Genomic DNA, 17615 nt, shown 5'->3' on the forward strand with positions numbered 1-17615 from the left:
CCGTTGCCATTCAACGGCGGGAGGACTCAGGAAGCTTCGAGCCTGTCTTCCTGCAAGAGTGCAACGCGGTTGCCTGGGTGGCGCTCGCAGCGTCCGGCGAGTTCCAGCTCCAGCAGCACCGTCGTCACGACTGACGGCGACAATTGGCACTCCCGGATCACTTCGTCAACCGGCACAGGCGTGAAAGCCAGCAACTCCTGCACTTCGGCGCGTGCCCTGGCAAGCTCGTTCTCGTCCAGATCCTCGAGTGCCACTCCGCTCATCCCGAACTCCAGTCCGGCGGGTTCCGCCGGGTCGGCGCGAAGCTGAGGGCCAAGCGCATCCAACACATCGACAGCGCTTTCCACGATAGCCGCGCCCTGCTTGAGAAGGTGATTGCAGCCCGCCGAACGCGGGTCCTGCGGACTGCCGGGCACGGCCAGAACCTCGCGCCCCTGCTCGGAAGCGAGGCGGGCGGTGATCAGCGAGCCGGAGCGTAGCGCCGCCTCCACCACCACGACGCCGACGACGAGGCCCGAAATCAGCCGGTTGCGGCGCGGGAAATGACGAGCCTGCGGCTCTGTCCCCGCGGCGGTTTCGGAGACGGCGATACCCTGTTCGATGATCGAGTCGTAGAGAGGTTGGTGTTCCGGCGGGTAGACGACGTCGATGCCGCCGGCCATCACCGCGCAGGTGCCATGGTTCAAGCTGCCCGCATGCGCGGCCGCGTCGATTCCCCGTGCCAGCCCCGATGTTACGGTGAGGCCTTGTTCCGAGAGCTTGTGGGCAAGCTCCCGCGCCATTCGCCGGCCGTTCGCCGAGGCATTCCGCGCGCCCACGATGGCGACCGCCGGACGCTCCAGAAGCTGGGCATGGCCGCGGATGAAGAGCAGCGGCGGCGCGTCGTCGATGGCCGCAAGACGGGGTGGATATCCCTCTGTCCCGATGGCCAGGATGTCGGCGCCCAGATCCTGCAGGCGCCGCAGCTCCCGCTCCGCGGCCGCGCGCGAGCATATGCGGATGTTGCCCCGGCGCCCGCCCCGGCGGGCAAGCTCAGGCAGGGCGTCCAGCGCGGCATCGGCGGTCCCGAAGCGGCCGATAAGCTGGCGGAATGTTACCGGACCAACGTTCTGAGTGCGCAGAAGCCGCAGCCAGTCGATGGTTTCGGCGCGGGAAAGCGAAGGGCGGATCCGATTCGACATACACGCGATTGTATGGGGCAATTGACGGGCGTCAATCGAGAAGTGCAGCTAACGTTTCGACTTCTGGCCGATCTTCGACTCGGTGCCGGACAGCAGGCGGCGAATGTTGGCATGGTGGCGCAGCCAGACCACGACGGCGATGACGGCGGCATACTGAACAAGCTGCAGATCGCCCATCAGCCACCATGCGAAGGCCGGGGCGCTGGCCACCGAAACCAGCGCGGCCAGCGACGAATAGCGCGTCACGACGGCAACCAGCAGCCAGACCCCGCAGCAGGCGGCACCCATCGGCCAGGCCATCGCAAGATGCACGCCCAGTGTCGTGGCCACGCCCTTGCCGCCGGCGAACTTCAGCCACACCGGGAACAGGTGGCCCAGTACCGCGCCGTAAGCGGCCATCAGCGCCACATCCGGCCCGAAGGTGTAGGCAATCAGCACCGCCGCCGCGCCCTTGCCGGCGTCCAGGATAAGGGTGGCGAGCGCCAAGTCCTTGCGTCCGGTGCGCAACACGTTCGTGGCGCCGATATTGCCCGAGCCGCTCTGACGCAGGTCGCCCAAGCCGGCAAGCCGGGTCAGCACAAGGCCGAATGGCACCGAGCCCAGCAGATAGCCGAGCACGAAAGCGGCAAAGAGGTACGGGCCGGCAAGGCCCCAGGAAATCGGATCGGGCATGCGCCCTGCTTCGCGCGCTGGCGGATCGGTGTCAAGCGGGCGAGGAGGCCGGGACGTTCAGGTGTAGGCTTCGTTGCCCGTATCCGCCACATGGATTGGCCGCCCGTCGACCACGGTCCGGAAGACCTTGCCCTTCACCGGATGATCCTCGAATGGCGAGTTCTTGCACTTGCCGAGAAAGCTGTCGGGATCGATCGTCCAGGGGGTATCGGGGTCGAAGACGATGAAATCGGCCGGCGCGCCGGGCCGCAGGCGACCGGCCTCCAGACCAAGGATGGCCGCCGGCCCGCTGGTGAGCCGCCGGAGCAGGCCGAGCATGTCCAAACGGCTTTCGTGCACCAGTACAAGCGACAGCGCGAACAGCGTCTCCAGGCCGGCGATGCCGTCGGCGGCGGCTGCGAAGGGTAGGCGCTTGGAGTCCTGGTCCTGCGGGTTGTGGTCGGAAGCGATGGCGTCGATGGTGCCGTCGGCGATGGCCTCGACCACGGCCTGACGGTCGGACTCGCTGCGCAGCGGCGGCGAAACCTTGGCGAAGGTGCGGTAGTCGCCGACCGCCGACTCGTTGAGAGTGAAGTAGTGCGGGGCCGTATCGCAGGTCACGGGAAGGCCGCGCTGTTTCGCCTTGCGGATGACGTCCAGCGCCGCCGCTGTCGTCACGTGGCTGGCGTGATAACGGCCGCCCGTCATCTCCACGAGGCGCAGGTCGCGCTCCACCATGATAACCTCGGCCATTGCGGGGCTGCCCGCCAGACCAAGGTAGGTGGCGAGTTCCCCGCCGTTCATGACGCCCGTCGCGAGCGACGGTTCGATCGGATGCTGCAGCAGGACGGTGTCGAAGACGCTGGCATAGCTGAGCGCGCGGCGCATCACCTGGGCATTCGCGATGGCGCGCACGCCATCGGTAAAGCCAACGGCACCGGCCTCGCTCAACAGGCCGATCTCTGTAATCTCCTCGCTGTTGCAGCCGCGAGTGAGGGCGCCGTACGCGTACACCTTGACCAGCTTGGATTCCCGGGCCCTGCGGGCCACGAACTCCAGCCCGGCCTCATCGTCGATGACCGGGTTGGTGTTCGGCAGCGCGGCAATCGAGGTGATGCCGCCGGACGCGGCCGCACGCCCGGCGGAGTGGATCGTCTCTTTGTGCTCCTGGCCTGGCTCGCCAAGCTGGGCGCGCATATCGACCAGGCCGGGAGCAAGGCAGGCGCCTCCGCAGTCCACGACCTCGGCGTTCTCCGGTACACCCGCGTCGAACAGACCGGCGCCGACGTCGGCAATGCGGCCATTCTCGGTCAGCAGGGCGCCAGGGGCGTCCAGCCCGCTGTCGGGATCGAGCAGACGGGCGTTGATATAGGCGATGCGCGGCGGGGTGGAACCGTTGACCTTCATGCGGATCCACCCGCCTTCAGGGAGGAGTCGAAAGCCCGCGTCAGGCTGTCCAGCACCGCCATACGCACGGCCACGCCCATCTCCACCTGCTCTCGGATGACGGAGCGGTCAATGTCGTCCGCGACGACGGTGTCGATCTCCACGCCCCGGTTCATCGGGCCCGGATGCATGATGAGCGCATCCGGTTTGGCGTTCGCCAGCTTTTCGTAATCAAGCCCGTAGAAGCGGAAATACTCCCGGATCGAGGGTACATAGGAGCCCTGCATCCGCTCTGTCTGCAGGCGCAGCATCATGACGATGTCGCAGCCCTCCAGTCCCTTCGGCATGTCGGTGAACGCCCGCACGCCCATTTTTTCGATTCCCCCGGGCAGTAGCGTCGGCGGTGCGATCACCCGGACCTCCGCTCCCAAGGTGTTCAGCAGATGAATGTTGGAGCGCGCCACCCTTGAATGCGCGACGTCGCCGCAGATCGCCACGCGCAGCCCCTCCAGCCGGCGCTTGCGGCGGCGGATCGTCAGCGCGTCCAAAAGGGCCTGCGTGGGATGCTCGTGGCTGCCGTCGCCGGCGTTGACGACGGCGCAGTTCACCTTCTCCGACAGCAGCTTGACGGCGCCCGAATCGGGCGCGCGGACCACCAACACGTCGGGATGCATGGCATTCAGCGTCATCGCGGTGTCGATCAGGGTTTCGCCCTTTTTGATCGACGACCAGGCGATTTCCATGTTGATGACGTCGGCGCCAAGGCGCTTTCCCGCCAGTTCGAACGACGTGCGGGTGCGCGTCGAAGTTTCGAAGAAGACGTTGATGACCGTGCGGCCAGAGAGAAGATTGGACTTCTTGGTGGCGGCGCGGTTGACCTCGACATAGCCGTCGGCGAGGTCCAGCAGCGCCACGATTTCCGCGCGCGCCATCCCGGCGATTCCGAGAAGGTGGCGGCGATGTCCGCTGGCGTTGTCGAGGGATCGGCTGGGCGCGTTCATTAAAGCGGCACTATGTCACCGGCCGGGGCGAGTCGCAAGCGCCTACGCACGCGATCTGGCGTGCATACGGTCTAGATCACGCCCTGTTCGCGCAGCCGGCGGATCTCGGCCGCGTCGAGGCCGAGCAATTCTTCCAGCACCGGCTCCGTGTGCTCACCCATCTTCGGCGGCGGCCGGCGGTAGGTGACGGGCGTGCCCGAATACTTGATGGGGTTGCCGATCAGATCGACCTTGCCGCCCTGGCTGCCGTCGTAGGGCATCTGGACCTGCATCTCGCGGTGGCGCACCTGCGGGTCGGCGAACACCTGATCCAATGTATTTACCGGCCCCGACGGCACGCCAAGTGCGGAAAGGCCATCCACCCACTCCTTCTGGCTCTTGCGGCGGGTCAACTCGTCCAGAATGGGATACAGCTCTTCCCGGTTGCGCACCCGGCTGGCGTTCGTGGCAAAGCGTGGATCGTCCGCCAGTTCCGGGCGGCCGGCGAACTCGCAGAACCGGCGGAACTGCCCATCATTGCCCACGGCCAGGATGACGTAGCCGTCGGTGCACGGCATCGTCTTGTAGGGCACGATGTTCGGGTGCTCGTTGCCGCGACGCTTCGGCACCTCGCCGCTGGTCAGGTAATTTAGCCCCTCGTAGGTCAGCCACGCCACCTGGGTGTCCAGGAGCGCCAAGTCGATGTGTTGGCCTTCCCCGCTTTGCGCGCGGCTGTGCAGCGCGGCCAGGATGGCGGAAGATGCGTACATCCCGCACATGATGTCGGCGATGCCCACGCCCACCTTGATCGGCTCGTCGTCGGGCTCGCCGGTCAGGCTCATGATGCCGCCCATGCCTTGCGCCAGATAGTCGTAGCCGGCGCGATCGCTGTATGGCCCGGTCTGCCCGAACCCGGTGATGGAGCAGTAGATCAGCCGTGGGGCGATGTCCTTCACGTCGTCGTAGGCGAGGCCATACTTCTTCAACCCGCCAGCTTTGAAGTTCTCCACCAGGATGTCGCTCTCGCGGATCATGCGGCGCGCCAGTTCCTGCCCCTCCTGCTTGGAGATGTCGAGCGTCAGCGAGCGCTTGTTGCGGTTGCTGGAGAGGTAATAGGCGCTGGTGGAACTGTCGCTGCCGTCGGCGTTCTTCAGGTAGGGCGGTCCCCATTTGCGGGTGTCGTCGCCTTCGCCAGGCCGTTCGATCTTGATGACCTCGGCGCCGAGATCGCCCAGAAGCTGTGTGCACGTCGGCCCGGCGAGAATGCGAGTCAGGTCGAATACGCGTAGCCCGGCAAGCGGTGCAGTCATTGCCCAAGTCCTTGATCGTCCGCAGGAAGCCGCGCTCTTGTCGCTGCCTAGCCGGCCAGGGTCAAGACCACCGGCAGCGTAATCATCGCCGCACCCGTCTGCGCGGTCAGGATCCCCGCCATCAGCACGGCGTCGCCGCCGAGCTGCCGCGCCAGAATGTAGGAGGAGGTGGCGGTGGGCGAGGCCAGGAACAACAGCGCGACCGAGGCCGTCAGCCCCTCGACCCCGAAGGCCCACAGGATGACCGCCGCGATGGCCGGCGTCAGGGCAAGCTTGGTCAGCGTGTTCTGCGCGATCAGCCGCGCATTCGCCCGTGCTGCCCTGAAATCCAGCGCCGCGCCAACCGCCAGCAGGCCCAACGGGAGGGCGGCACGGCCCAGGATTTCGAGCATGGGGCCGATGACCGGCGGCAGGCGCAGGCCGCTGACGTTCAGCAGGACGCCCCCCACCGCCGCCACGATCAGCGGGTTCGTTACAAGCTGCTTCAGCACACGGCCCGGGCTTGGTTGGCCTTGCGTGCCGAACCGCGCCAGGACCGTGACCGACAGCACGTTCACGGTGGGCACCATCACGGCCACGACAATGGCCGCGACGCTCACCCCGGCGTGGCCCCAAAGCGCCGCCGCGATGGCGAGGCAGATGTAGGTGTTCATGCGGATCGCGCCCTGGACGAGGCTGGTAAACCCCGGCCCGTCCACGCCCAGGTAATGGCGCAGCGCGACCAGCAGGACCGTCATGGTAACAAGGGTCGTGACGATCCCCGCCGCCATCGGCAGGACGGAGAGACCCGCCAGGTCCGCCTTTGCCAGCGTGGTGACGATCAGCACGGGGAACAGCACGAAGTACGTCAGGCGCTCCGCCGGGCCCCAGAAGCCGTCGCCTGGAAAGCCGCGTGCACGCAACCAGACGCCCAGGAAGATCAGCAGGAAGACAGGCAGGATGGCGGCGATGATCTGCAGCATGGCTGAACGATAGTTACCGGATAGGCCGAGGAGGGCCTGGCCTTCGAAATTCTCACCATTTCGCTGTCGTAGCAGGGCCGGTGTGGAATGGCCAGTGACGCGCGGAAATCGGGCCCTTCCTCATGGCTGGGAAGGGCCCGATCGGTTTACGCTTTTACCGGCCGCTACTCGATGCCCAGCGCTTCGGCGACCACGGCTTTTGCCTTGGAGCCGCCGTCGAAGGTGCTCACGCCGGTGGAAGCGTAGGTGCCACCACGCGAGAACCAGCGGTCGAGAAGCTCGGGCTTCTCGCGGATCAGCTTCTGGCCGGCCTCAAGATAGGTCATGTCCTGGTTGATCACGAAGTCGCCCATCATGTTCTGCTCGTCCAGCGTGAACTGATAGTTCTCCAGAAGCTGGCCGACGTTCGGGCACTCCCAGGCATAGCCGGTGCGCGTCAGAGTATAGACTGTCGCGCCGCCCTTGTTGGGGCCGAAGTAGTCCTCGCCGCCATCGAGGAATTTCATGTCGATGTTCAGGTTCATCGGATGCGGCTCCCAGCCGAGCCAGACGTCCCAGCCCTTCTTCGGTAGCGAGCGGCGCACGTGTGTCAGCATCCCGGCCTCGGACGAGGGCACCAGTTCCCAGTCAGCCAAGCCGTAGGCATCGTCGGCGATCATGTCGAGGATCAACTGGTTGCCGTCATTGCCGGCCTCGATGCCGTGGATCTTGCCCTCGAATTTTTCCTTGTACTTGTCCAGATCGGAGAAGTGCCGCACGCCGGCCTCGTAGACATAGTCCTGCACCGCGAGGGTATACTTCGCGTTCTCCAGGTTCTTGGCAACGATGTCGATCTGGCCCTTCTTCATGAACGCCTCGACCATGGAGTGCTGCGTGGGCAGCCACAGGCCCAGGAAGGCATCGCGGTCGTTGTTGGCCAGCGACTGGAACATGATCGGCACCGAGGCGGTGACGTTCTCCGTCTCGTAGCCAAGCTGCTCCAGCATCCAGGCAAGCGTCTCGGTTTTGGCGGTGACGCCGGTCCAGTTCACCTGCTCCAGCCGGACGGTCTTGCACGCCTCCGGGTCGCCCGCGGCCTGGGACGCGGCGGGCGCAGCCATCAGCGCCACCGCACAGGTGGCAAGGCAGCGTTTCAGCGACATGATCAGCAACCTCCTCCCTATATTTTCCATGTTTGCACGGCGGGCCGCGTCGTCATGATGAGCGGCTGCCATGCCCCTGTTCTGTTTGGTCACGCGGCCACGGTCAGGGTTTTGGCCCTTCTCGTCCAGTATTACAGCACGCTCATCCGCAAAAATGTGCTTGAGGAATGCGGAAGCCAGTATACGATTCTTGATTGAACGTTCAATCAAAAACGGCTATATCCCCAGACGGATGCAGCGGGGCGCGGTGCCGGCCTGCAATAGGGTGGAGAATTCGATATGCCGAAGGTCGGGATGGAGCCGATCCGCCAGCGCCAGCTCATCAAGGCGACGATCGCGACCATCCACGAGGTCGGCTTTCCGAAGACGACGCTTGGCCGCGTCGCGCGGCGCGCCGGGATCTCGCCGGGATTGGTCGCACACTACTTCCGCGACAAGGCGGGCCTGCTGGAAGCGACCATGCGCTTCATCGCCGAGGAACTGCGGCTGGAGTTGGCTGGACGTCTCGACGGTGTCAGTACGCCGGAAGAGCGGCTCCAGGCTATTCTGGCGGCGAACTTCTCCGAGCGGTGTTTCTCCCCGGCGAAGGTGTCGGCCTGGGTCGCCTTCTGGGGGCAGGCACACGGGGAGCCGCAGCTTGGCCGGATGCAGACGGTGCTGCGCACCCGCCTGAAAAGCAATTTGATGTACGCGCTGCGCGACATCGTGCCGGACGATGATGCGGACCGGATCGCCACGGGCCTGTCGATCTTCGTCGATGGCCTGTCGCTGCGCCACGCATTGGGCGAATCGCAACTCGACCGGCACCGGGCCCACGGCTTCGCCCGTGATTTTCTGGAAACGCAACTCGCCAATTGTGCGCGAATCAAGAGGGATGCGAAGCATGCCGAGCTTGCCTGAACAGACACTCTACATCGCCGGCAAGTTCACCAATGCGGTGTCGGCGGATCGTTTCGAGACGATCAACCCGGCCAACGGCGAGGTCATCGCCACGGTCCAGCAGGCCGGCGCGGAGGATGTCGAACGCGCTGTCGCATCTGCCGAGCAGGGCTTTCGCGAATGGTCCGCGATGAGCGGAACGGCGCGTGGCCGGGTGCTGAAGCGTGCCGCCGAGTTGCTGCGCCGGAACCGTGACGAGCTTGCGGCGCTGGAAACGCTCGACGCCGGGAAGCCGCTGTCGGAGACGCCGGAAGCCGACGTCGATTCCGGCGCCGACTGCCTGGAGTATTTCGGCGGGCTGGCGGCGACGCTGCACGGCGAGTACCTGGAGGTGGACGACGCCTTCGTCTACACCCGGCGGGAGCCGCTGGGCGTCTGCGCGGGCATCGGCGCCTGGAACTACCCCCTGCAGATCGCGTGCTGGAAGTCGGCCCCGGCGCTGGCCTGCGGCAACGCCATGATCTTCAAGCCGGCGGAACTTACGCCGCTGTCGGCGCTGCGCCTTGCCGAGATATTCACCGAGGCGGGCCTGCCCGCGGGCGTCTTCAACGTCGTTCACGGTTTTGCCGAGACCGGCCAGCTTCTTGTACGCCATCCGCGCATCGCGAAGGTCTCGCTGACGGGGGAGGCGGGCACCGGCCGGACCGTCGCCTCCGAGGCCACGGGCTCCAGCCTCAAGCACGTCACCATGGAGTTGGGCGGTAAGTCCCCGCTGCTGGTGTTCGACGACGCCGATCTCGACAACGCGGTGTCCGGCGCCATGCTGGGCAACTTCTACACCCAGGGCGAGGTCTGCACGAACTGCACGCGTGTCTTCCTGCACGAGCGGGTGCACGACGCATTCATGGAGAAGCTGGTCGAACGGACGAAGAAGATCCGCCTGGGCGATCCGGCGGACCCGGAAACGCAGATGGGCCCGCTGATCTCGGCGGCGCACCGCGATCTTGTCCTGGGTTACATCAAGCACGGGCGCGACACCGACAAGGCGGAACTGGTCGCCGGCGGCGGCATCCCGCACGACCCGGCGCTGGCACGCGGCTACTACGTGCAGCCGACAATCTTCGACCGCTGCAACGACCAGATGAAGATCGTGCGCGAGGAGATCTTCGGCCCCGTTATGTCGGTGCTGACCTTTAATGACGAGGACGAGGCGATTCAGCGCGCGAACGACACCGAGTACGGCCTGGCCGGCGGGGTGTTCACCAGCGATCTGGATCGCGGCCACCGGGTCGCGGCCCGGCTGCAGGCCGGCGTGTGCTGGGTGAACCACTACAATGTCACGCCCATCGAGATGACCTTCGGCGGCGTCAAGCGTTCCGGCCTGGGCCGCGAGAACGGCCGGCAGGCCATCGAATACTACAGCCAGCTCAAGAGCGTTTACGTGGCCACCGGCGATTGCGAGGCGCCATTCTGATGAGCGAGCGCGAAGTCTTCGACTACGTCATTGTCGGGGCCGGCTCGGCCGGCGGGGTGCTGGCCCATCGGCTCAGCGAGGATCCGGATGTCTCGGTGCTGCTGCTGGAGGCGGGACCGCCGGACTGGTCCTTGTTCATCCACATGCCGGCGGCGTTCGCCGAGCCGCTGAAGGGCACGCGCTTCAACTGGGCGTTCGAGACCGAGCCGGAACCCTACATGGACAACCGCCGCATGTACTGCCCGCGCGGGCGTACGCTCGGCGGTTCCAGCTCCATCAACGGCATGGCCTATATCCGCGGTCATGGGCGGGACTATGACCGCTGGGCGCGCACCAACGGGATGGAGCGCTGGGCCTATCGCCACTGCCTGCCGTACTTCAAGAAGGCCGAGACCCACGAGCTTGGTCCCGACGACTACCACGGCGGCGACGGACCGCTCCACGTGACGCGCGGGAAGTGCGAGAACCCGCTTTTCAAGGCATTCATCCAGGCAGGCCAGGAAGCGGGCTATCCCTACACGCCGGACATGAACGGCTACAAGAACGAAGGCTTCGGCCCGATGGACCGTACGACGCGCGACGGCTTGCGCTGGTCCACGGCGAATGCCTATCTCCGGCCGGCCAGTAAGCGCCCGAACCTGACGATCCGCACCCGCGCGCTGACCACCCGCGTGGCGTTCGAGGGCACGAAGGCGACGGGCGTGGATTATGTCCGCAAGGGCCGCGAAACGCGGGTGCTGGCAGAGCGGGAGGTCATCCTGTGCGCCGGTGCCATCCAGTCGCCGCAGCTCTTGCAGATGTCGGGCGTCGGCCCCGCCGACCTGGTGCAGAAGCTGGGCGTGCCCGTCGTGGCCGACCTGCCGGGTGTGGGCGAGAACCTGCAGGACCACATCGAGGTCTATGTCCAGCACAAGGCCAAGCGGCCCGTTAGCCTCTATTCCGCGACCCGCTACCCGCGAAAGGCTTTCGTCGGGCTGCAATGGCTGCTGTTCCGCAGTGGCCCAGGCGCCAGCAGCCAGTTCGAGGCTGGCGGCTTCATCCGCTCCGAGGCCGGGGTGGAGCATCCGAACCTGCAGTACCACTTCCTGCCCGTGGCGGTCAGTTACGACGGTTCGGAGGCCGCGCCTTACCACGGCTATCAGGCGCACGTCGGGCCGATGCGCCCGGATGCTCGCGGCCATGTGCGTGCACGCTCGACTGACCCGCGCGTGCCGCCGGAAATCCTGTTCAACTACAACATGAGCGAGCGTGATCGCCGCGAGATGCGGGATGCCGTCAAGCTGACCCGCGAGGTGATGGCGCAGCACGCCTTCGACGACCTGCGCGGGGAGGAGATTGCTCCCGGGCCCGACTGCAAGACAGACGCCGATATCGAGGCTTTCGTCCGCCGGAAAAGCGAAAGCGCCTACCACCCGTCCTGCACCTGCGCCATGGGCTTCGACGGCATGGCGGTTGTCGACGATACCGGCCGCGTGCACGGAGTCGACAAGCTGCGCGTTGTGGATGCCTCGATCATGCCGACCATCGTTTCCGGCAACCTGAACGCGCCGACGATCATGCTGGCTGAGAAGATCGCCGATGCCATCCACGGCAATGAACCGCTACCCCCCGACGACGCGCCGGTCTGGATCCATCCGGAGTGGCAAACACAGCAGCGCTAGGGGATATTGGCGCCAAGCGCTTGCCGCTTCGTATGCGCAACCTTATACCTCGGGCAGTGTTCAACAGGCGCTGGAAAGGGAGCTTCGATGGCGTTGTGCGACAGCTTGACGGACATTCCCGCCGGCAAGATCGCAGCGGTGGTGACATCGCTGGAGATGCGCGAGCGCGCGGAACTCAGGCCCGCCATTTCGGAACCGTCGTGGAGCCTGCGTTACGTCGCCGAGCCGGACATCGACTGGTACCGCGATCTCTATCGGCGGATCGGCGAAGCGTGGCTTTGGTTCTCGCGGCTGGACCTTTCCGATGCCGAGCTGGCGGAAACGATCAAGGATCCCCGCGTTGAGGTTTATGCGCTGGACTGTGATGGCGCGGACGAGGGCTTGCTGGAGTTGGATTTTCGCGATGGGGACTGTTGCGAATTGAGCTTCTTCGGCGTCACGCCGCAGATGCTTGGACGGGGCGCGGGGCGCTGGCTGATGAACCACGCGATCGAGCGGGCATGGTCGCGGCCGATCAGTCAGCTTTGGCTGCACACATGTACGATGGACCATCCCGGCGCTCTCGGCTTCTACATCAGGTCGGGTTTCCTCCCTTTCCGCCGCCAGGTGGAGGTGGTTGACGATCCCAGGCTCGTCGGCACCTTCCCGAAAGATGCGGCGCCGCACGTTCCGATCATAGAGCGCTCCTCCCGACCCTTAATCGGCAGGTTGAAGGTTTGAGTCCTTCCTGGCCCACCAATCTCTCCGAAAAAGAAACTGTTCGCGAAGACGCCGTAACGTCGCGCCGGCGGGGCGTGTGCGTATTCGCCAAAACGGCGGTTTGGCGTGGTGCTTTTTAACCACTGGGTGGTCGCCAGGCGGCCAATAGCTCCCTACAATGGCGATGGTGGGGCAGGGACCACGATCGGTCGGGGGTTTTTGTGCTGATGGATAGGGTTGGATCGAAGTTATGCTGCGTGGCTGGCTGCCCTGGACCCTGACGGCGCTGCTCTTCGTGGCCGCGGCTTTTGCCACGGGCTTCGTGATCGGAGGCGGTGGCGCACGACCCGAAGCCAGGATCGTCTTCACGGAATCGGACGACGGCCTCGCGGGCGAGCTTGAGCGATTGCGCGACGCCCGCGACCTGCATTTGAAGGAGCGTGATGCCGCGCGCAAGCGCGCGGCCGCTCTGAAGGCCGACTTGGCCGCGCTCGAAGCCGAATCCGAGAATGGCCAGGACGGGGAGGTGGCGCGGCCGGAGCTGCAGGCCTTGCGGGAGCGCCTGAAGCAGGCGGTTGGCCGGGCGGAAACCGCGGAACGCGAGCGAGCCGAGCTTGCCGGCGAGGTTCGCGAACTGGAAGCGAAACTCGATGCGGCCGAGGCGCGCGCCAAGGCCTCCGCCGAACAGGTGGAGGCAACGCGCGTCGCCCAGCGCAGCGTGAGCGAAAGCGCCTGCCGCGCGCTGGCCGAGGCGCTGCCGGCAACGGAGGACTTACCTGCATTGTCCCCGCAAGCGTCCGCCTTCACCGAGACGGATCCGGTTTCCGAGCAGACGAAGACCCTGGCCGAAGGCGTGCTGGCCTACGAGTGCACCGATTATCGCGGCGCCTTCCGGCGGTGGTTGCCCCTGGCGCAGGCAGGTTATCCCCGTGCCCAGTTCCATGTCGGCGCGCTGTTCTTCGAGGGGCGCGGTATTGATCGTGACGATGCGCTGGCGCTGGCCTGGCTGTCGCTTGCCGCCCGGCACGGCGTTTCGGCGGCGGAAGAGCTTGCCGAGGCCGTGCGCGAGCGCATGGACGAGGGCGATAGCGTCCGCGCCGAGCGGATGCTGGATCAGGAAGGCTGACGCGTTACGCGCGTGGACTTTCCGCCCTGGCGTGTTCGTGGCAACTTGAGGCCATGTTCAGCTTCTTCCGCAAGCGCCGCGACAGGGATGGCACGAAGTCCGAGACCGAGGCGTCACCTGCCGTGGAGACCGGACCGCCGTTCTTCCTGCCCGGCGTCGAATCGCCGGAAGCGGCGGCACGGCGGATGGACGAGGTGCGCCAGCGGCTCGCCTCCGCGCTCAAGGGCGAGATCGAGCCGCAAGCCTACGCCGCACTGGAGTACGAGCACGATGGCACGCACTATCGCAGCAATGTCGGTGAGCCCGACCCGCGTGCGGGCGAAACGGTGGCCTGTATCCTGCGCCAGCCCGGCAAGCATTGCTATCTCATCTGCACGGCCAAGCGCGGCTATGCGGGCGGCCTGCCGCTCGTCGTAGCCGAGCGGGAGGCGCGGCGGGTGGTTGCTTTCAGGGCCCGCTGAAGCCGGGCGTTATGCTGGAAATGCTTCGGCGAGGCGTTTTCCCAGCGTTTCCAGGTATGCGCCGTTCTCCACCTTGATCCGGCAGCCGATAGGCAGCGCGTCAATTCCGAGATAAGCGCCCGATATGGCGCCGGTCATGGCGCCCAGCGTATCGACGTCGCCACCGTTGAGGATGGCGCAATGAAGGCTTTCCTGGAAGCTCTGCGGCGTCTTCAAGAATGCATAGATTGCGAACGGCATGGACTCGTGCACCGCGATGCTGCGGCCGACCGTATCGGCGACCTTGGGCGGCGGTGCGCCCTCGGCAAGCAGGCGCGCGACTGCCTCCATCTTTTCGCGGATGAGGTTGGTTTCGGCCGCACTCGCCAGGCTTTCCGCGGTTACCAGCGGGTCCAGCCGCCTGCCGTGCAGGGCGTGCGCGGTGGCGACACCAACGGCTAACGCCTGGACGGCGGCACCGTCACGGCCAATCGGGTGGGCATGGGTGACCTCGGCGCTGGCATGGGCCGCGTCCCACAGTTCCGGCCTATCGCGGTAGGCGACGCCGACCGGCCCTACCCGCATCGCGGCGCCGTTGCCGAGCGAACCTTCGCCGTTATAGAGATCGCGAGCGACCTGCGTGAAGGTCAGATTGGAATTGCGTGCCTTGCGAAAGATCTTCGGTGGGCCGGGCCCGTAACCGCGCCAGGGTTCCTCGGCGAAATGGTCCGCGAGGCGCTGGCCCAGACGTTGCTGATCGATACCGCCCTCCTCGATCAGCGATTCAGCGAGCGCGATGGTCATCGCCGTGTCGTCGGTGTAGATGAGCTTGGGCTGCGCGGAGATGGCGTTTGCCAGTTCTTCCTCCGCGGCATGGCTGAAGGCGAGTTCGCCGATCGCATCGCCCAGCGCACAGCCGAGCAGCGCGCCTGCGGCGCTGGAACTCAATCTGTCCCGCGGCATCCCATTTGGCCTTTGCTCCCACGAACGAACGCTGTAGACAGCGCATCGGTTCCAGGCGGAGCGTGCCGTTCGGGCAAGCCCTGTAGCTTTCAGTATGGCATATTCCAACTGTGACGTCGGCGGATTCTATGGTTGGAAGCGTAAGGCCGTGCGGGTCGGGATCAGCCCGTCTGGTCGGTCACGTCCGCGCAGCATTCCTCGGTCAGGCTGCGCACGACCTCGTCCATCCGCTCGAAGTTGGCGCGGCAGCGCAGTACGCGGCCTTCGCGATCCTGGCGGATCAGCCCGGCGGTGACGAGGTGGAAGATGTGGTGCGACAGCGTCGATGCCGGGATGCCGAGGTGCTGCTGAATGCGACCGACTGGAAGCCCATCGGGGCCCGCGCGCACAAGCAGGCGGTAGATGCGCAGGCGCGTGGGATTGCCCAGCTTTTCAAGGCATGTTGAAAGATCATCGACGTTCATAAATGGCAATATGGCGCGTGCCGACTTATCGCGCAAGTTAATTCTAGAAATATGAAATTGTACCACACGACCGCGCCGCCGCGTGGCGTACTTGACCGGCAATGAGGGCGCCGCTAAATAACGCGGCCCCAGCAGCCGGGAGTGTGTCATGGCAACTTTTCGCGAGACCCTCCACGAGGGATTCGAACAGGTAATGCACCTGTCCGGAGAGCCGCTCGTGGATGAACGGTCCGAATTCCAGCATATCCAGATTTTCGATACTGTTGCCAATGGTCGTGTCATGGCGCTGGACGGCATCGTGCAGATCACCGACAAGGACGAATCCGCTTATTCGGAGATGCTGACGCATCTGCCGATTCTTGAACACGATAGTATGTCGCGTGCCTTGATTGTCGGGGGCGGAGACGGCGCCGTTGCGGAAGAGATATTGAAGCACAAGGGCATCGAGCACATCGACCTGGTCGATATCGACGCCCGCGTGGTGGAGCATTGCAGGGTCCATTTCGCGCACGTGAACAACGGCGCCTTCGACGATCCACGACTGGATTTCCATGCCGAGGATGCGTTCGAGTTCCTGAAGCGCGCGGAACCCGGCAGCTATGACCTTGTAATCGCCGACAGGCCGGACCCGGTCGGGCCGGCGCAAAGCCTGTTTGCCCAGGATTTTTACCAGCTTGTCCAGCGCGCGCTGGCCGAGAGGGGTGTGCTGGTCTGCCAGACAGGCTGCCCGTTCCTGCAGGCCGAGGAGTTGCGCGACAGCTATGAGCGGATCGCAGCCGCGTTCGCGAATGCCGGCGCCTATCTGACGGTGGTGCCCACGTATTCCGGCGGATTCATGGCGCTGACATGGGGCTCGAATGGGCTGGAACTTGGCTCCGCCGATACGAATGCCATTGCGGCGCGCTTTGCGAAAAGCGGGGTGCGCGCGGATTATTACAATCCCCGCATCCACGGCGCGGCCTTTGCCCTGCCGACCTGGATCGGACGGCTGCTGGCCAACTAGCCGCAAGCGCGGACACCCGACCGTGTTGGCCGGGCGCTGTCCTCTCAATCCAGTTCGAAGTACTCCCGCAGGCAGCGAACCGTAGCATCCGAAACGTAGTAAATGCCGTCAACGATCTGCGTGCGGTCCTCGCTCCACTTTGTGGAATCGTAGTCCCAGCCGATCAGGTAGGCGGCTTTTTCGGTGTCGTTTACGAGGCGCCGAAGGCGGCGCGTCAGCGCGCCCTCGAAATGGGACAGGGCGCGCACATCGCTATCGCCCGTCAACTCCAGCAACTCTTTCATGCTGACACGCCCGCCGTTTTCCGCGAACAGCTTCAGCCGCTCCTTATGGCTGTCGGAAAGGCCGTGCATCAGCCGCGCCGTGAGATCCGGCGTAAGGTCGACCGGCTTGCGCCAGCGGAAGCGGGGTTTCTTTGCGGCGCCAGCGACCGCGGCGCCGGCCCCGTTCGCAGCGGCGCCGGCCGTGCCGGCCCGGCCGGAAAGAGTGCGCAGCAGCTCGTCCTGTGTCGTCGTGGAAAGACGCTGAAAGTCCGATTTCTCGATTACCAGGCGCATCTAAGCATCCTCCCCAGTTCGGAGCAAATCCCGGCTCCGGCATACGAGTGAACCATTAGTTCGGACACAAGCGCGTTGGTGCGCCGGTCACTCTCCGGACCGCGACGAACTCTCTTGATTTTGCGACGGGATCAACAGTTCGCTCAAGGCTGTCGTTGACCCGCTGGGTGTTTAATTGCGGGCAGGTAATCCACGGCCAGCCCCCACCGCCCGCATCAGCACGCGGAAGGGGATCAGCATGACAAGGGCCATCCCTGCCTTCACCCCGTAATCCCCAATGCCCCAGGTCACCCAGGGCAGGCCGGTCCCGGCGAACGCCAGCGTGAAGAACAGGGCGGTGTCGAAGGCCGAGGCGAGAAGCGAGGAGGCCAGCGGCGCCACCCACCATGCCCGACGGCGCAACCGGTCGAAGATGGCGATGTCCGCAAGTTGCGCCAGCAGGAAGGCCGTTCCCGAGGCGGCGGCGATGCGGGGCGTCGATAGCAGGGCGGAGAGGATGACGGCGACCGCGAAGCCGGCATAGATGACACGGCGGGTGCGCGCAGGACCGACGGCCCTGTTCGTCAGGTCGCTGACAAGGAAGGCGATCGGATAGGTGAGGGCGCCGTACGTCAACCAGTCGTTGATCGGAAAGCGCACGGCGATGTTGGAAACGGTGATGACGGCTACCATCGCCGCGAACGAGATCGCCAACCCGTGCGGAATGCGTGTCATGGCGCTTCGGATCGGCATTGTCT

18 protein-coding genes are annotated in these 17615 nt (G+C 65.4%); 7 read left to right on the top strand and 11 right to left on the bottom strand.

Going from position 1 to position 17615, the window contains the following annotated elements; all coding sequences use genetic code 11:
- Positions 1–26 precede the first annotated feature (26 nt).
- From dprA to DRB17_RS06240, 7 genes are all read right to left on the bottom strand, one after another.
- Positions 27–1181, bottom strand: coding sequence for a DNA-processing protein DprA (gene dprA, locus DRB17_RS06210; protein ID WP_114581325.1), 1155 nt, complete (start codon positions 1179–1181; stop codon positions 27–29).
- 48 nt (positions 1182–1229) lie between these two features.
- Entirely contained in the window at positions 1230–1853 is a 624-nt protein-coding gene (gene plsY, locus DRB17_RS06215) for a glycerol-3-phosphate 1-O-acyltransferase PlsY (protein WP_114581326.1), read from the bottom strand.
- 57 nt (positions 1854–1910) lie between these two features.
- Positions 1911–3239, bottom strand: coding sequence for a dihydroorotase (gene pyrC, locus DRB17_RS06220; RefSeq protein ID WP_114581327.1), 1329 nt, complete (start codon positions 3237–3239; stop codon positions 1911–1913).
- Entirely contained in the window at positions 3236–4219 is a 984-nt protein-coding gene (locus DRB17_RS06225; protein ID WP_114581328.1) for an aspartate carbamoyltransferase catalytic subunit, read from the bottom strand. Before DRB17_RS06225 ends, pyrC begins: the two co-directional genes overlap by 4 nt.
- 71 nt (positions 4220–4290) lie before the next feature.
- The gene (locus DRB17_RS06230; protein WP_114581329.1) at positions 4291–5508 is read right to left on the bottom strand and encodes a CaiB/BaiF CoA transferase family protein; all 1218 of its coding nucleotides are present in this window, start codon (positions 5506–5508) and stop codon (positions 4291–4293) included.
- 47 nt (positions 5509–5555) lie between these two features.
- A complete protein-coding gene (locus DRB17_RS06235) occupies positions 5556–6470 on the bottom strand; it encodes an AEC family transporter (RefSeq protein WP_114581330.1) in 915 nt (304 codons plus the stop codon).
- Positions 6471–6634: 164 nt separating this feature from the next.
- Entirely contained in the window at positions 6635–7612 is a 978-nt protein-coding gene (locus tag DRB17_RS06240; RefSeq protein WP_206607801.1) for a glycine betaine ABC transporter substrate-binding protein, read from the bottom strand.
- 279 nt (positions 7613–7891) lie between these two features.
- On the opposite strand from DRB17_RS06240, the gene betI reads away from it, so the two are divergent.
- The 6 genes from betI (at position 7892) to DRB17_RS06270 (ending at position 13912) form a co-directional block, all read left to right on the top strand.
- Positions 7892–8512: a choline-binding transcriptional repressor BetI gene (gene betI, locus DRB17_RS06245; RefSeq protein WP_114581331.1), complete on the top strand. Its 621-nt coding sequence runs from the start codon at positions 7892–7894 to the stop codon at positions 8510–8512.
- Complete coding sequence (betB, locus tag DRB17_RS06250) at positions 8496–9965, top strand: betaine-aldehyde dehydrogenase (RefSeq protein WP_114581332.1); 1470 nt, start codon at positions 8496–8498, stop codon at positions 9963–9965. Before betI ends, betB begins: the two co-directional genes overlap by 17 nt.
- Positions 9965–11626, top strand: coding sequence for a choline dehydrogenase (gene betA, locus DRB17_RS06255; protein WP_114581333.1), 1662 nt, complete (start codon positions 9965–9967; stop codon positions 11624–11626). Before betB ends, betA begins: the two co-directional genes overlap by 1 nt.
- An 87-nt stretch (positions 11627–11713) precedes the next feature.
- The gene (locus tag DRB17_RS06260) at positions 11714–12346 is read left to right on the top strand and encodes a GNAT family N-acetyltransferase (protein ID WP_114581334.1); all 633 of its coding nucleotides are present in this window, start codon (positions 11714–11716) and stop codon (positions 12344–12346) included.
- Between the two features lie 229 nt (positions 12347–12575).
- Positions 12576–13451, top strand: coding sequence for a hypothetical protein (locus tag DRB17_RS06265; protein WP_114581335.1), 876 nt, complete (start codon positions 12576–12578; stop codon positions 13449–13451).
- A 53-nt stretch (positions 13452–13504) separates the two neighbouring features.
- Entirely contained in the window at positions 13505–13912 is a 408-nt protein-coding gene (locus tag DRB17_RS06270; protein ID WP_114581336.1) for a hypothetical protein, read from the top strand.
- A 9-nt stretch (positions 13913–13921) separates the two neighbouring features.
- Here DRB17_RS06270 and DRB17_RS06275 read toward each other — a convergent pair whose 3' ends face one another.
- The gene (locus DRB17_RS06275; RefSeq protein ID WP_114581337.1) at positions 13922–14854 is read right to left on the bottom strand and encodes an ADP-ribosylglycohydrolase family protein; all 933 of its coding nucleotides are present in this window, start codon (positions 14852–14854) and stop codon (positions 13922–13924) included.
- 161 nt (positions 14855–15015) lie between these two features.
- Positions 15016–15318 (bottom strand): ArsR/SmtB family transcription factor, encoded by a 303-nt coding sequence (locus tag DRB17_RS06280; protein WP_114581338.1) that lies wholly within the window; start codon positions 15316–15318, stop codon positions 15016–15018.
- Between the two features lie 148 nt (positions 15319–15466).
- Here DRB17_RS06280 and speE point away from each other — a divergent pair, with 148 nt between their 5' ends.
- On the top strand, positions 15467–16321 hold the full coding sequence (gene speE / locus DRB17_RS06285; RefSeq protein ID WP_114581339.1) for a polyamine aminopropyltransferase: 855 nt from the start codon (positions 15467–15469) through the stop codon (positions 16319–16321).
- A 44-nt stretch (positions 16322–16365) separates the two neighbouring features.
- Here the strand turns inward: speE and DRB17_RS06290 are convergent, their stop codons facing one another.
- Both DRB17_RS06290 and DRB17_RS06295 read right to left on the bottom strand, forming a co-directional pair.
- Entirely contained in the window at positions 16366–16878 is a 513-nt protein-coding gene (locus DRB17_RS06290) for a hypothetical protein (protein WP_114581340.1), read from the bottom strand.
- 171 nt (positions 16879–17049) lie between these two features.
- Positions 17050–17610 (bottom strand): queuosine precursor transporter, encoded by a 561-nt coding sequence (locus DRB17_RS06295; RefSeq protein WP_114581341.1) that lies wholly within the window; start codon positions 17608–17610, stop codon positions 17050–17052.
- Between the last annotated feature and the right edge of the window lie 5 nt (positions 17611–17615).

This window comes from Ferruginivarius sediminum (assembly GCF_003344765.1).
Lineage (GTDB): Bacteria > Pseudomonadota > Alphaproteobacteria > Kiloniellales > Rhodovibrionaceae > Ferruginivarius > Ferruginivarius sediminum.